This is a genomic window from Micromonospora sp. NBC_01638 (genome assembly GCF_045209745.1).
Lineage (GTDB): Bacteria > Actinomycetota > Actinomycetes > Mycobacteriales > Micromonosporaceae > Micromonospora.
Genome location: NZ_CP109273.1, coordinates 6088743 through 6102381, shown reverse-complemented (window position 1 = coordinate 6102381; position 13639 = coordinate 6088743). Strand labels below are relative to the sequence as shown.

Below are 13639 nucleotides of genomic sequence, written 5' to 3'. Positions count from 1 at the left end.
CCTTACGGGTCACCCGAACCGGCCCGCCGGGCACCCGAACCGCCCTACCGTGACCGGAATGCGGGTACTGGTCACCGGCGCGGCCGGTTTCATCGGATCGCAGGTCGTCGACCTGCTCATCGAGCAGGGGCACGAGGTGGTGGCGCTGGACGCGCTGCTGCCCCAGGCGCACGGCGGGGAGCTGCCCGCCTGGTCGCGACGACACGACGTGGTCCGCGGGGACGTCCGCGACGGCCCGCTGCTGGACCGACTGCTGACCGGGGTGGACGCGGTCTGCCACCAGGCGGCGATGGTCGGGCACGGCCTGGACCCGTCGGACGCTCCCGACTACGTCACGCACAACGACTACGGCACGGCGGTGCTGCTGACCGCCCTGCACCGGGCCGGCATCGGACGCCTGGTGCTGGCCAGCTCGATGGTGGTCTACGGCGAGGGGCGCTACACCTGCCCCGGCCACGGCACGGTGCGTCCCACGCCCCGACGACCTGAGGACGTGGCGGCCGGCCGGTACGACCCGACCTGTCCGCGCTGCGACCTCGGCCTCGACCCGGTGCTGGTGCCCGAGGACGCACCACTCGAACCCCGCAGCACGTACGCGGCGAGCAAACTCGCCCAGGAACACCTGGCCGCGGCATGGGCCCGGCAGACCGGCGGCGCGGTCTGGGCGCTGCGCTACCACAACGTCTACGGCCCCCGAATGCCCCGCGACACCCCGTACGCCGGGGTCGCGTCGATCTTCCGGTCCGCGTTGGCCGCCGGGAAGGCCCCCCGGGTGCTGGAGGACGGCCGGCAACGGCGTGACTTCGTGCACGTCACCGACGTGGCGCGCGCCAACCTGCTGGCCCTGACCAGCACCGCGCCGCCGGCCACCCTGATGCCGGTGAACGTCTGCTCGGGCGAGCCGCACACCGTCGGGGAGTTGGCGGTCACCCTGGCCGAGGCGATGGGTGGGCCAGCCCCGCAGGTGGTTGGCGGTGCCCGGGCGGCCGATGTGCGGCACGTGGTGGCCGACCCGCGCCGGGCCGCCGACCTCCTCGGTTACACCGCCCGGGTCGGCTTCGCCGAAGGGGTTGCCGGCTTCGCCACCGACCCACTGCGCGAACCAGCCGCCGTCGTCGGCTGACCCGCCGGCCGGGCGGGCGGGATCAGGCCGAGGACGGCGACCAGGGTGCGCCGTGCGTCGACCCGCTGGCTAGGACACCGTCCAGACCAGGTGGTTGACGGCCAGCGCGGTGATCGCCTGCCCGGCCAGCCACCAGCGTCGCGACCCCGCCGGCAACCAGGCGGTGGCCACCAGCAGCCACACGGCGAACGGCAGCCAGATCCGCTCCACCTCGGCCTTGCTCAGCCCGGACAGGTCCGCGCCGAGCACCGCGACCCCGGCCGCCAGCGGCAGCAGCACAGTCGGGCCGGCGCCGCGCAGCGCCGGTATGGCCAGCCGGCCGACGGCCCGCCAGCCGCGCGGCGGCGGCCATTGTGACTTGGCGGCCAGCAGCACCCGGCGCAGCGCCGGCCCGAGCACCGGCCCGGCGCTGAGCAGCAGCGCGGCCAGGTTGGCCCACACCCAGTAGCCGTACGGGCGGTCGGCCGCCCAGCCCTGGTAGTACCGCTCGACCACCAGTTGGTAGCCGACCCACCACTGAAAACCGGCGCCGACGAAGACCCCGGTCACGGTGGCCACCCCGGCGCAGGCGGCGAGCAGCGCGCCCCACCGGTGGGTACGGCGCAGCGCCAGCACGGCCAGCGCCAACACTCCGACCAGCAGGAATCCGTACGACAGGTGTAGCGCGAAGCCGAGCACCGCGCCGCCGACCGCGGCGGTGCCCCGGCCGCCCACGGCCAGCAGGGCCAGGCCGGCGGCGACCACGGCGGCGAAGATCCCGTCGGCGGAGGCGCCCACCCAGACCGCACCCGGCAGCAGCACCAGGAACGGGATGACCGCGCGGGCCGCGTCGGCCGCGCCGAGCGCCCGCAGAGTCACCGGCACGGTCACCGCCACCGTGGCCCCGACCAGCACGCAGGCCAACCCGGCGGCGGCGCCCCCACCCAGGCCGACCCGGTCCAGCCAGACGAAGATCAGCAGCGCGCCCGGGGGATGCCCGGCGGTGTGGGTGGACCAGGCGTCCGGCTGGAAATCCAGGATCCGGCCGGTGAACCCGGCCAGCATCGCGGGGATGTCGGTGACCCCGGGGACCTCGTGCAGATACTCGGCCTGTGGGGTGAGCCGCCGGGCCAGCCCCGTGGACCAGCCGTCCACCAGGGCCAACGACACCGTCCACGCCACGGCCGCCAACCACGCGGTGACCAGAAGGGCGCCCCACCGGACGGTCCGGGCCAACCGCGTACCCCAGCCCACCACCGCGATCGCGACCAGCAGCGCGGCCGGGCTGCCCCAGCCGACGTGCGGTCCCCAGGTCCCGTAGAGCGGGGCGGCGTCGGCGTGCAGGCCGGTGCCGCGCGCATTGGACAGCGCCCCCACCAGCACGGCCATCGCGAGCAGCGCCACCTCCACGCCCAGCACCAGCAGGTCGCCGGGGGAGCGGCGGGTCGGCGTCCGTCCGGGAGTGGCAGGGGGAGCGGTGGTCGAGGTCATGACCACCGGACGGTACGGCGAACGCTGGCCGCTGCGGAGCGGAACCGCCGGCCCGTCACCGGACGGTAAGAATCGCGCAGGTGGTAAGTGTTCGGTAAGCAGATTTCGACCTCCACCGCCCGAGTGCCGCCCTAGCGTCGGGGTATGCCGACTCAGATCGACGTGGTGCTGCCCTGCCTGGACGAGGCGGCCGCCCTGCCCGGCGTGCTCACCGCCCTGCCGCCCGGCTACCGGGCCATCGTGGTGGACAACGGGTCCCGGGACGGCTCGCCCGAGGTGGCTGCCCGGCACGGCGCCCGGGTGGTCCACGAGCCCCGCCGTGGCTACGGCGCGGCGGTGCACGCCGGCCTGGAGGCGGCCGACGGTGAACTGGTCTGCGTCCTCGACGCCGACGGCTCGTTCGACCCCGCCGAGCTGCCCGCGCTGGTCGCCCCCGTGGCAGCCGGTACGGCGGATCTCAGCGTGGGCCGGCGCCGACCGGTCGGCGCCGGGGTCTGGCCGTGGCACGCCCGCGCCGGCACCGCGCTGGTCGCCGCGTTGCTGCGCCGTCGGGGCGTACCCCTGTGGGACCTCAGCCCGATCCGGGTGGCCCGCCGCGACGCGCTGCTCGCACTCGGGGTCACCGACCGGGCCTTCGGCTACCCACTCGAACTGCTGATCCGGGCTGCCGCCGCCGGCTGGCGAATCCACGAGCAGGACGTCACCTACGCGCCCCGGGCCGCGGGCACCCGTTCGAAGGTCTCCGGCTCGGTCCGAGGCACCCTGCGCGCCACCCGCGACTTCGCCTGCGTGCTGCGCGCCGTGGACGGCCCGCGATGACGGTCCTGCTGGTGGTCGCCAAGGCGCCGGTCCCCGGGGCGGTGAAGACCCGGCTCTGCCCGCCCGCCACCGCCGCGCAGGCGGCCCGGATCGCCGCCGCCGCGCTGCGCGACACCCTCGACGCGGTCCGCGCCACCCCCGGGGTGACCCCCGTCCTGTCCTGCGCGGGCCGGTTGACCGAAGCGGAGGACGCCGCCGAGTTGACCGCCGCGCTGGTCGGCTGGCCGGTGCTGGAGCAGCGGGGTGTGGGGCTCGGCGACCGGCTCGCCAACGCGTACGCCGAGGTGGCGGCCGCGTACCCGGGCCGACCGGTACTCCAGATCGGGATGGACACCCCGCAGGTGACCCCGGCCCGGCTGGCCACCGCGGTCCGTCGACTGCGTGCCGCCGACGCGGTCCTCGGCCGTGCGCGCGACGGAGGCTGGTGGTCGCTGGGCCTGCGCGACCCCCGACACGCGACTGTGCTGCGGGCGGTGCGGATGTCGACGCCCGACACGGGCCGCGACACGTGGGGGGCGTTGACCGGGCGAGGGCTGCACACCGCGCCGCTGCCGATGCTGCGCGACGTCGACGAGTGGCCCGACGCGCTCGCGGTGGCAATCGAGGTGCCCGGTGGTCGGTTCGCCCGGCAGGTCGCGGCGGTCCGCCGCACCCTGGTGCCGGGCGGCCGGCGATGAACCCGGTCGACTCGCCGCTGCGGGTCGCCGTTCCCGACGGGCCGTCCGGGGGCGTCGGGGTGGACGGGTTCGGTGCCGTACTCGCCCAGCGTTCGGCCGGCGGGCGGTGGCTGATGTACGGCGACGGTGTCCGCAGCCCGCTGCCCGTGGACCGCTGGCACGGCCCGGCCGAGCCAGCGGTCGCCGGGCTGGTCACCCGCTGTGTCGGGCCGACGCTCGACCTTGGCTGCGGGCCGGGCCGGCTCACCGTCGCGCTGGCTCGGGCCGGGTTGACGGCTGTCGGTGTGGACGTCTCGGCGGCGGCGGTGCGGCTGACCCGCGCCCGAGGTGCGGTGGCGCTGCACCGGGACCTGTTCGACCCGCTGCCCGGCGAGGGCCGGTGGGCGCACGCCGTGCTGATCGACGGCAACATCGGCATCGGCGGCGACCCGGTCGCGTTGCTGCGCCGGTGCCGGGAGCTGCTCGTACCCGGCGGCACGGTGCTGGTCGAGCTGGAGTCGCCCGGTGCCGGGCTCTGGCAGGGCCAGGCCCGCGTCGCCGCCGCGCACCGTGCCGGCCGGTTGCTGCTGGGGCCGGCGTTCCGCTGGGCCCGGCTCGACGTACGCGCCGTCCACCCGGTCGCCAGCGCCGCCGGACTGGTCGTGCGGGAGGTGTTCCGGCAGGGCCGGCGCTGGTTCGGCGAACTGGGGCCGGGCCGCTGACGACGCGGACGGTCAGGCAGCTGGGAGCTGAACCACGAAACGGCAGCCACCGACAACGTTCTGCACGTCCACCCGGCCACCGTGCGCTTCGACCAGGCCCCGCACGATCGCCAGGCCCAGCCCTCCGGAGCCCTCCCCACCCGCCCGGGGCGTACGCGCCGGCTCGCCCCGGAACGCCACGTCGAACAGTCGCGGCAGGTCGTGCTCGGGGATGCCGCCGCAGGTGTCGGCGACCGCCAGCCACGCGGCGTCGCGGTCGCGCCCGGCGTCCACCCGGACGGTGCCGTCGCTCGGGGTGAAATGCACGGCGTTGAGCAGCAGGTTGCCCACCACCCGGGCCAGCTCGGGCTCGCTGGCCAGCACGGTGGGCCAGCCCGACTCGGCGGCCACCAGGCGGATGCGTCGGGCCTCGGCCAGTGGTGCGGTGCCGGCCCAGGCGTCGGAGACCACCTCGCCGAGCGGCACCGCCGACAGCGTCAGCCGCAGTGCCCCGGCGTTGATCCGGGACAGCTCGAACAGGTCGTCGACGAGCCGGGTCATCCGGTCGGTCTGCACGCGAATGCGCCGGTGGTACTCGGCGACCGTCGCCGGATCGTCGACCACCCGGTCCTCCAGCGCCTCGGCCATCGCCCGCAGCCCGGCCAGCGGCGTACGCAGGTCGTGCGACACCCAGGCGACCAGGTCGCGCCGGCCCTTCTCAACTCGCCGTTCCCGCTCCCGAGCCTGGTCCGCCCAGACCGCGGCCGTCGCCAGCCGGCGCCCGAAATACCAACTCACGCCGAGGCTCACCACCGCTGCGGCGGCCACCGTGAGCAGCACGACCTGGAGATCGTGTGGAGACAGGAACATCGCCTGGGCGACCACCACCACACCGGCCACCACGGCGGCCACGGTGACCGTGAGCAGGACGCACACGTGCACGGTGATGGACCGATCGCGCAGCAGTCGGAGGGTCAACGCCCCGAGCAGGCCCACGCCGAGCGCCGCCGCGAGCGCCGCCCCGAAGATGAGCGCGAGGTCACGCATCGGCTGGCTCGTACCGGTAACCCACGCCCCACACCGTGACGATCCGACGGGGCTCGGCCGGGTCGTCCTCGATCTTTTCCCGCAGCCGCCGCACGTGGACCGTCACGGTGGACTGGTCACCGAAGTTCCACCCCCACGCCCGTTCCAGCAGCTCGGTGCGGCGAAACGCCCGCCTCGGGTGCCGCATCAGGTGCGCCAACAGGTCGAATTCACGCAGCGTCAGGGCCAGCTCGGCGCCGTGCAGCCGGGCGACCCGCGGTCCGGTGGCCACCTCCAGCCCCGCGTCGGCCAGCAACTCGGCCGCCGGGGCGGCCGGCTCCCCGGCCCGGCGCAGCACCGAACCGACCCGCAACACCAGCTCGCGTGGGGAGAACGGCTTGCCCAGGTAGTCGTCGGCGCCCAGTTGCAGGCCGAGCACCCGATCCGCCTCGTCGCCACGCGCGGTCAACATGATGATGGGTACGCCGTCCGGCCGCTCCCGTAACCGCCGGCACACCTGCAAGCCGTCCAGCCCCGGCAGCATCAGATCCAGCACCACCAGGTGCGGCGTCCGGTCCCGGACGGCGTCCAGGGCGGCGAGCCCGTCCCCGACGTGGCTCACGTCGTACCCGGCGTGCTCCAGATAGCGGCAGACCACGTCGCTGACGGTCCGGTCGTCGTCGACCACGAGCACCCGCTGCGCCACCGGCCACCTCCCCGGCCAGCCTAGCCAGCACCAACGCGGTCGACGGTCCCGCAGATCTTGCGGTCTTCTTACGTCTCGCCGATCAACTGAACAACTCTCGATGGAAACGCCCGCGACAGCACCCGCCCGCTGAAGGACGGCCCGGAGCAGTTCTACCTGAAGCTCGGCTTTGCCCGACGGGAGAGACCAGTGGGGATGAGGTCGTCGGAGTGCGACAGCTGACCGAGTGATCAGCGGGGCGGCGCGACCTGCGTACGATGCGGGGCTGAGTTTTCCTCGTCGCGGCGGAGGTATCGGGTAGATGGCAGGCCAGCACGAGGGTTTCGCCCTCGGCGTCGACCTCGGCACGTCCAACACGGTCGCGGTGCTGCGCTGGCCGGACGGGCGGACCCGTCCGCTGCTGATGGACGGTCAGCCGGTCAGTCCGTCCGCCGTGTACGCCGACCTGGACGGCACCCTGCACGTCGGGTGGGACGCCCGACGATTGGCCCAGGGGGACCCGGCCCGGTTCGAGGCGAACCCGAAGCGTCGGGTGGACGAGCCGACCGTGCTGCTCGGTGACCATTCGTACCCGCCGGCCGACCTGCTCGCCGCGGTGCTGGCGGCGGTCGCGCGGGCCGCGGTGGACGCCGTTGGTTTCCTGCCCCCGGCCGTGCTCACCTGCCCGGCCGCCTGGGACCCGACGCGGCGGCAGGTGCTCGCCGACGCGCTGCTGCGGGCGGGCTGGCCGCAGGCGGCCGAGCACACCCTCACCGGGCCGACGCCGCTGGGCACCCGGCTGCTGCGGGAGCCGGTGGCCGCCGCCCGTTACTACACGCAGGTGCTGCATCGTCCGGTGCCGGTCGGCGACGCGATCGCGGTGTTCGACTTCGGTGGCGGGACGCTCGACGTCGCGGTGCTGCGTAACGAGGGCGCGGACCCCTGGGGTGACTCCGGCTTCAGCGTGGTCGCCGACGGTGGCCTTCCCGACCTGGGCGGCCTGGATCTCGACGCCGCGCTGGTGCGGCGGGTCGGCGAGTTGGTCGGTGAGCGGCACGCCGCGCAGTGGGCGCGGCTGACCCGACCGGCCGACCCGGCGCAGCGCCGCGACCAGGTGCGGCTCTGGGACGAGGTACGAGGTGCGAAGGAGACGCTGTCCCGGTCCACCGTGGCGCCGGTAGCGGTGCCGGGAGTGGCCGAAACGGTCCAGCTGACCCGGGCGGACGTCGAGCGGGTGGCCACGCCACTGTTGCGCCGCGCGGTGGAGCGGGCCCGAGAGGTGATCGCCGCCGCCGGGCTCAGCCCCGATCAGCTCGCCGGGCTGTTCCTCGTCGGCGGCTCGTCGCGGATCCCGCTGGTGGCCCGGATGCTGCACGCCGAGCTGGGGGTCGCCCCGACGGTGCTGGACCAGCCGGAGTTGCCGGTGGCGGAGGGCGCCCTGACCGATCTGCCGCTGCGCCGACCGGTGCCCGCACCGGCATACGCGGGGCCGCAGATCGCCCCACCCGCACCGGTTTCCGTGAGCCCACCCGCGCCGGCCGGAGCGGTCGTACCGTCGCAGCCCTGGCCGGGGTCGACGCCACCGGCGGGCCCGCCTCCCGGGCCGGGCTGGGCCGGTGCCACCGCGCCGTCGGCGGCGGGCGGGCCGCTTTGGCGGCGGGCGCGCTGGGTGGTGCTCGGCGCGGTGCTGGCCCTGGTCGGGGTGGCCACCGCGACCACGCTCTACCTGACCCGTGACCGCTACCCGAATCTGGAGTTCGACTCGGTGCGCGAGCTGTCTCGGCCGCGGGCCGGCTCCGAGCGGCCCGTCGACATGTGGACGGCGGTGCTCGGCGACCGGGCCTACCTCGGTTACCCGCTGCCGGACGACCGGCTGGAGGTGGTGGCGGTCGACGCCAGGACCGGCGGCGAGCTGTGGCGCAAGTCGACCGACGTGCGGGCCGACGACTGGGAGGGCCTCGTCGCCGTCCCGGGGGCGGTGGTGGTTCGCGCCGATGCCCCGGGCGACAGCACCCTCCGTCCGCTGGCCGTCCTCGACGGTCATTCGGGCGTGCAGCGCTGGCAGCGCCCGGTCCGCGGTGACGACGACGTCTACTTCGCCGATGACACGGCGGTGCTGGTGGACCGGGGCGCGGCCCAACTGGTCGGCCTGCGCCTGACCGACGGCGGTGTCAAGTGGACCGAGCCGAACCCCCGCGACCAGTACGACGGCAGCCGCACCAAGGTCCGGCCGGTGGGCAGCGATGAGGCGTCGGGTGGCCCGGGCTTCCTCGATGGCACGCCCCGCGACCCGTGGAGGAGCGAGGGGCGGCGACTCGTCCAGGTCGGTGCGGACCGGTCGGTGCGGCTGATCGACATGGCCTCCGGCGGTGTGCTGCGCCGGTGGGGCAACGTCGCCGACCTCGACGACCTGGTGGTCGCACACGAGGACCGCCTGTACGTGGCCGCCAACGAGGGCGGGTACCAGTTGCTGGCGTACGACCTGGGGTCCGACGCGGAACCGGTGGTGCTCTACCGGTCCGGGAACGGCGAGTCCCGCCCGAAGGGCCTGGTGGCCTGCGGTGAGCGGCGGGCCTGCCTGTTGCAGGTGCCGAACAATGACGTCGAGCGCACCGAGGTGGTGGCGGCGACCGAGGGCGAAGGCACGAAGCGCTGGCCGGCGCCGGGCGTGACCGGCCTGGTCCCGTTGGGTGAGCAGGTGCTCGCCCAACGGGAGCACCCGAAGCCGAGTGTCACCCTCTTCGACGCCGCCGGCAAGCCGGTGCTGCGGGACCGCGACGGGGTGGCGGTCCGGCTGGACGAGGGCAACCTGCTGGTCTTCGCCAAGGCCCCCAGCACGGTCCCGGACAACCGCGTGCTGGCCGGCGTGTGGGCCGAGTCCGGCGAGGTCGACGATTTGGGCGAGCTGAAGGACGTCCGCAGCAGATCCTGCTCGTGGAACACCCGGGTGATCGCCTGCGGGGCGGAGAAGGACTTCGTGCTGTACCGCTTCGCCAACGACTGACCTTCCGCGATCTTGCGCTTTCTGCCCGTGCAAATGCGGTCAGCCGGACAAAACGACGACCGAAACTGCAAGATCGCGGGGAGAGTCGGTGGTCAGGCGCGGGTGATGTTTCCGCCGTCCACGCGGACGGGGATTTCTGTCAGGCCCTTCGTGGCGGGGCCGTTCAGGCGGGCGCCGTCCGTGGGGGAAACGTGGAGTTGTGCGCGGGGCAGGTGATGACCCCGTCGCGGGGTGCGCCTACCCGGACACCCTGGTGCGGGCAGGTCGCGTCGTACGCCTTGAAGGTGCCGGCCTCCGGCTGAACGACCAGCACGCCGCTGGTGACCGTGCCGCCGCCGACCGGGACGTCTCCGGTGTGGGCCAGCACGGTGCCGGGCGTAGCGGCTGGCTGGCCGGTCGGGCTGTCACCGGCGCCGCAGGCGCTGAGCAGTCCGGCGGCGCCGAGGGCGCCCACCCCGGTCAGCAACCCGCGCCGGCTCAAGCACCAGCGATTGTCGCGGAGGAACTCCTGCCCGTCGTACATCCTGGTCACCTCTTCCGTCGGCGCACCGGACAGGTCCGGTGGCTCGCCGGCTCAGCCTGCCCCACCCGGCTGGACGCGCGATGCGACCACGCTGGATGTTGGCTGGACGCACGGCGCGGTGATCAAATGATGAAAAGTAGGTCAGCCACGGTCACCGCCGGAGGCTGACGCCGCCACCGACTCCCGCCGAACCGGTCGAGCATCGCCATCGGGCCGCCCGTACGATGCTCCGGTGAATCTTCGGGGTACGGTCCGTGCCGATCGTCCGTTGGTGGTGCTCGCCGTCGGGGAAGAGGCGCGTTATCTGCCGCCCGAGCTGCCGGTCCTGCTCACCGGCATGGGCAAGGTGAACGCCGCCAGCGCGGTGGCCGCGGTGCTGGCCGCCGGGCCGCGCCCCTCCCTGCTGCTCAACCTGGGCACGGCCGGCGCGCTGCGCACCGGGTGGGCCGGCATCCACGAGGTCGCCACCGTGCTTCAGCACGACCTGGACACCGACCTGCTGCGGACGCTCACCGGCGAGACCTACGGGGCCCCGCTGTCGCTGGCCACCGAGGGCGCGGTGCTGGCCACCGGCGACACGTTCGTGGCCGACGACGCGGCGCGGGACCGGTTGGCGCAGCGTGCCGACCTGGTCGACATGGAGGGGTACGCGGTGGCGTGGGCCGCCGCGCAGGCCGGTGTGCCGTGCCGGCTGGTCAAGCAGGTCAGCGACGAGGCGGGGGAGGGTGCGGCCCGGACCTGGCGGGAGTCGGTGGACGCGTGCGCCCGGGACCTCGCCGAGTGGGCCGGTCGACACCTCGTCTGACGAGGTTGCCACGGCGGCACACGTCGGGCGATGCTTGGCAGCATCCATCAAGCTCGATCTCTGCGGAGGTTCGGATGCGCCGCTCCCCGCTCGTCGCCCTCGTCCTGACCATCCTCCTGCTCGTCGCGCCCGGCGCGGCGCAGGCCGCCGTTCCCGACCGGGCCGCGCCGCCCGCCACCGCCCCGGCGGCCGTGCTGGCCGGGGTACGCACAGCGGGCACGGCCTGGGGCCTCGACCCGGCCACCGGCCGGATGACCCTCAGCGTCGACGACACCGTGGCCCCCACCGAGCTGACGGCACTGCGGGCGGTGGCCGACCGGGCCGGCGCGCTGCTGCGCCGCGAGCCCGGAACGCTGCGCACCCTGATCGCCGGAGGGCAGGGCATCTACGGCGGCGGCGGTCGCTGCTCGCTCGGTGCGAACGTGCGCAGCGGCAGCATCTACTACGTGATCACCGCTGGGCACTGCACCACCACCGCCAGCGCCTGGTACGCCGACAGCGCCCAGACCACCGTGCTCGGCACCCGCACCGCCACCAGCTTTCCCACCAACGACTACGGGCTGATCCGGTACACCGGCCAGATCGCCCATCCGAGCGCGGTCTACACCTACCCCGGGCTGCTGACCATCTACGGCGCCGGCAACGCGTACGTCGGTCAGGCCGTGTGTCGCAGCGGTGTCACCACCGGGGTTCGCTGCGGCACCGTCACCGGCCTCAACCAGACCGTCAACTACGCCGGCGGCGCGGTCACCGGTCTGATCCGCACCAACATCTGCGCTGAGCCGGGGGACAGCGGCGGACCGCTCTACGTGGCGTCCACCGGCACCATCATCGGCATCCTCTCCGGTGGCAGCGGCAACTGCATTTCCGGTGGCACCACCTACTACCAGCCGATCGGGGAGGTGCTGGCCGCGTACGGGCTGACGTTGCCCTGACCCTCGGTGCGCCGCGCGACGGGTTGCCCGTGTCGTGCGAGACCCCTAGGCTCGGCGGGACCCAGGATCCCCGCCGCGAGGACGTGTGCCCCGATGCCGACCGACTCCCGACCGGACCGGGCGAGCGTCCCGGCCGAGGTGGCCGCGGTGGGGGAGACGATGGTGGTGCTCTGCCCCGCGCCGGGCGAGCCGCTGGAGCACGCCGAACAAATCGCTGTCTCAGTGGGCGGCGCGGAGTCCAACGTGGCCGGCTACCTGGCCCGCCTGGGGCACCGGGCGACCTGGGTGAGCCGGGTCGGCGACGACCCCTTCGGTCGGGCCGTCGTCCGGCACGTCGCCGCCGCCGGTGTCCGCGTCGACCAGGTGCGCGTGGACCCGGCCGCCCCCACCGGCGTGTACGTCAAGGACCCGGGCCCGGAGAGCACCGCCGTGCACTACTACCGGGCCGGGTCGGCGGCCTCCCGGATGGACCCCGGCGCGCTGGCCGATCCGGGGCTTGCCGGTGCCCGTGTGCTGCACCTGTCCGGGATCACCCCGGTGCTCTCCGCCTCCTGCCGGGCACTCGTCGAGCACGCGGTGGCGGACCGGCCGCTGGCGGGGGCGCTGGTCAGCTTCGACGTCAACCACCGGGCCCGGCTGTGGCCCGCCGAGCAGGCCGCGCCGGTGCTGCGCGACCTCGCCGACCGCTGCGACCTGGTCTTCGTCGGTCAGGACGAGGCGGAAACGCTGTGGGGCACCGCCGATCCGATGGCCGTACGCCAGCTGCTGCCCGGACCGGAGACGGTGGTGGTCAAGGACGGCGCGGTGGGCGCCACCGCACTGAGCCGCGACGCCGAGCCGGTCTTCGTTCCGGCGCCCCGGGTGACGGTGGTGGAGCCGGTCGGCGCCGGAGACGCGTTCGCCGCCGGCTACCTGGCCGGGCTGCTGCGCGACCTCGACCCCGTGCGGCGGTTGCGCCTCGGTCACCTGGTCGCCGCCCAGGCGTTGACCAGCAGCGGCGACAACGCCCCGGTTCCGCCGTGGGCCTGGTTCGAGCGGCTGCTCGCGGCCCCCGCCGATGCCTGGTCGCCGCTCGACCTGACCGGCGCGCGGGCGACGACCTGAGTCGTGTCGTCGGATCTCGACCGGGCCACCAGGCCACAGATTCACCGCGACCTCGGATGGAGTGCACCATGACCACAGCGGACTTCGACCACATCTTCGGCGGTGCCCGGGTGATGGCGATCCTGCGCGGCCTGCCGGTCGCCGAGACCGTTCGGCTCGCCGAGCGTGCCTGGGACCTCGGCATCGACGTGGTGGAGGTTCCGGTGGCCACCGCCGACGCGGTGCCGGCGCTTGCCGCCGCCGTCGAGGCGGGCGCCGCGCGTGGCCGGATCGTCGGTGCGGGCACCGTGCTCGACGCCGACCAGGTCGCCGCGGCTGCCGACGCGGGTGCCGCCTTCACCGTCGCGCCTGGCCTGGACCTTGCGGTCGCCGACGCCGCCGCCGCGCGTGGCCTGCCGCACCTGCCCGGTGTGGCCACCCCCACCGAGGCACAGCAGGCGCTGCGGCACGGCCTCACCTGGCTCAAGGCGTTCCCCGCGATCTCGCTCGGGCCGGCCTGGTTCACCGCCGTAGCCGGCCCACTGCCGCAGCTGCGCTTCGTCGCGACCGGCGGCCTGGACGCCGGCAATGCCGCCGCGTTCCTACAAGCAGGGGTACGGGTCGTCGCCGTCGGCTCAGCCCTCTCCGACCCCAACCAGCTGGACCGACTCGCCGAACTGACCACCCTCACCTGACCCACCCCACCCCCACCTGACCCACCCCACCCCCACCCCGTTGCGTTGAGGGCGGGGGTCGGCATGGCAACGTCCTGTGGAGGTTGAGAACGGTACCCACGGTGGATTGGCGGC

13 protein-coding genes are annotated in these 13639 nt (G+C 74.6%); 9 read left to right on the top strand and 4 right to left on the bottom strand.

Features of this window, described 5'->3' with window-relative positions:
* The first annotated feature begins 58 nt into the window (after positions 1-58).
* Complete coding sequence (locus OG811_RS28605; protein ID WP_406070156.1) at positions 59-1123, top strand: NAD-dependent epimerase/dehydratase family protein; 1065 nt, start codon at positions 59-61, stop codon at positions 1121-1123.
* Positions 1124-1192: 69 nt separating this feature from the next.
* Here the strand turns inward: OG811_RS28605 and OG811_RS28600 are convergent, their stop codons facing one another.
* Complete coding sequence (locus OG811_RS28600) at positions 1193-2593, bottom strand: hypothetical protein (RefSeq protein ID WP_406070155.1); 1401 nt, start codon at positions 2591-2593, stop codon at positions 1193-1195.
* A gap of 144 nt (positions 2594-2737) precedes the next feature.
* Between OG811_RS28600 and OG811_RS28595 the strand changes: the two genes are divergently transcribed.
* From OG811_RS28595 to OG811_RS28585, 3 genes are read left to right on the top strand one after another with little or no spacing between them, the layout of a single operon-like run.
* Positions 2738-3412, top strand: a complete 675-nt coding sequence (locus tag OG811_RS28595) for a glycosyltransferase family 2 protein (protein WP_406070154.1) — start codon at positions 2738-2740, stop codon at positions 3410-3412.
* Positions 3409-4089: a DUF2064 domain-containing protein gene (locus tag OG811_RS28590; protein WP_406070152.1), complete on the top strand. Its 681-nt coding sequence runs from the start codon at positions 3409-3411 to the stop codon at positions 4087-4089. Before OG811_RS28595 ends, OG811_RS28590 begins: the two co-directional genes overlap by 4 nt.
* Positions 4086-4790, top strand: coding sequence for a class I SAM-dependent methyltransferase (locus tag OG811_RS28585; protein ID WP_406070151.1), 705 nt, complete (start codon positions 4086-4088; stop codon positions 4788-4790). The genes OG811_RS28590 and OG811_RS28585 overlap by 4 nt, the downstream gene beginning before the upstream one ends.
* Before the next feature lie 12 nt (positions 4791-4802).
* Here OG811_RS28585 and OG811_RS28580 read toward each other — a convergent pair whose 3' ends face one another.
* Both OG811_RS28580 and OG811_RS28575 read right to left on the bottom strand, forming a co-directional pair.
* The gene (locus OG811_RS28580) at positions 4803-5816 is read right to left on the bottom strand and encodes a sensor histidine kinase (RefSeq protein ID WP_406070150.1); all 1014 of its coding nucleotides are present in this window, start codon (positions 5814-5816) and stop codon (positions 4803-4805) included.
* Positions 5809-6501 carry a response regulator transcription factor gene (locus OG811_RS28575; RefSeq protein WP_406070149.1) on the bottom strand — a complete coding sequence of 231 codons (693 nt, stop codon included), beginning with the start codon at positions 6499-6501 and terminating at the stop codon, positions 5809-5811. Before OG811_RS28575 ends, OG811_RS28580 begins: the two co-directional genes overlap by 8 nt.
* 301 nt (positions 6502-6802) lie before the next feature.
* Here OG811_RS28575 and OG811_RS28570 point away from each other — a divergent pair, with 301 nt between their 5' ends.
* Positions 6803-9484, top strand: a complete 2682-nt coding sequence (locus OG811_RS28570; RefSeq protein ID WP_406070148.1) for an Hsp70 family protein — start codon at positions 6803-6805, stop codon at positions 9482-9484.
* Positions 9485-9647: 163 nt separating this feature from the next.
* Here the strand turns inward: OG811_RS28570 and OG811_RS28565 are convergent, their stop codons facing one another.
* Complete coding sequence (locus OG811_RS28565; protein ID WP_406070147.1) at positions 9648-10007, bottom strand: Rieske (2Fe-2S) protein; 360 nt, start codon at positions 10005-10007, stop codon at positions 9648-9650.
* A 232-nt stretch (positions 10008-10239) separates the two neighbouring features.
* Here OG811_RS28565 and OG811_RS28560 point away from each other — a divergent pair, with 232 nt between their 5' ends.
* The 4 genes from OG811_RS28560 to OG811_RS28545 all read left to right on the top strand — a co-directional run bounded on the left by OG811_RS28560 (position 10240) and on the right by OG811_RS28545 (position 13525).
* Positions 10240-10812 carry a nucleosidase gene (locus OG811_RS28560; protein WP_406070146.1) on the top strand — a complete coding sequence of 191 codons (573 nt, stop codon included), beginning with the start codon at positions 10240-10242 and terminating at the stop codon, positions 10810-10812.
* Between the two features lie 74 nt (positions 10813-10886).
* Positions 10887-11747: a S1 family peptidase gene (locus tag OG811_RS28555; protein WP_406070145.1), complete on the top strand. Its 861-nt coding sequence runs from the start codon at positions 10887-10889 to the stop codon at positions 11745-11747.
* Positions 11748-11840: 93 nt separating this feature from the next.
* Entirely contained in the window at positions 11841-12851 is a 1011-nt protein-coding gene (locus OG811_RS28550) for a sugar kinase (protein ID WP_406070143.1), read from the top strand.
* 68 nt (positions 12852-12919) lie between these two features.
* On the top strand, positions 12920-13525 hold the full coding sequence (locus tag OG811_RS28545) for a bifunctional 4-hydroxy-2-oxoglutarate aldolase/2-dehydro-3-deoxy-phosphogluconate aldolase (RefSeq protein ID WP_406070142.1): 606 nt from the start codon (positions 12920-12922) through the stop codon (positions 13523-13525).
* Positions 13526-13639 lie beyond the last annotated feature (114 nt).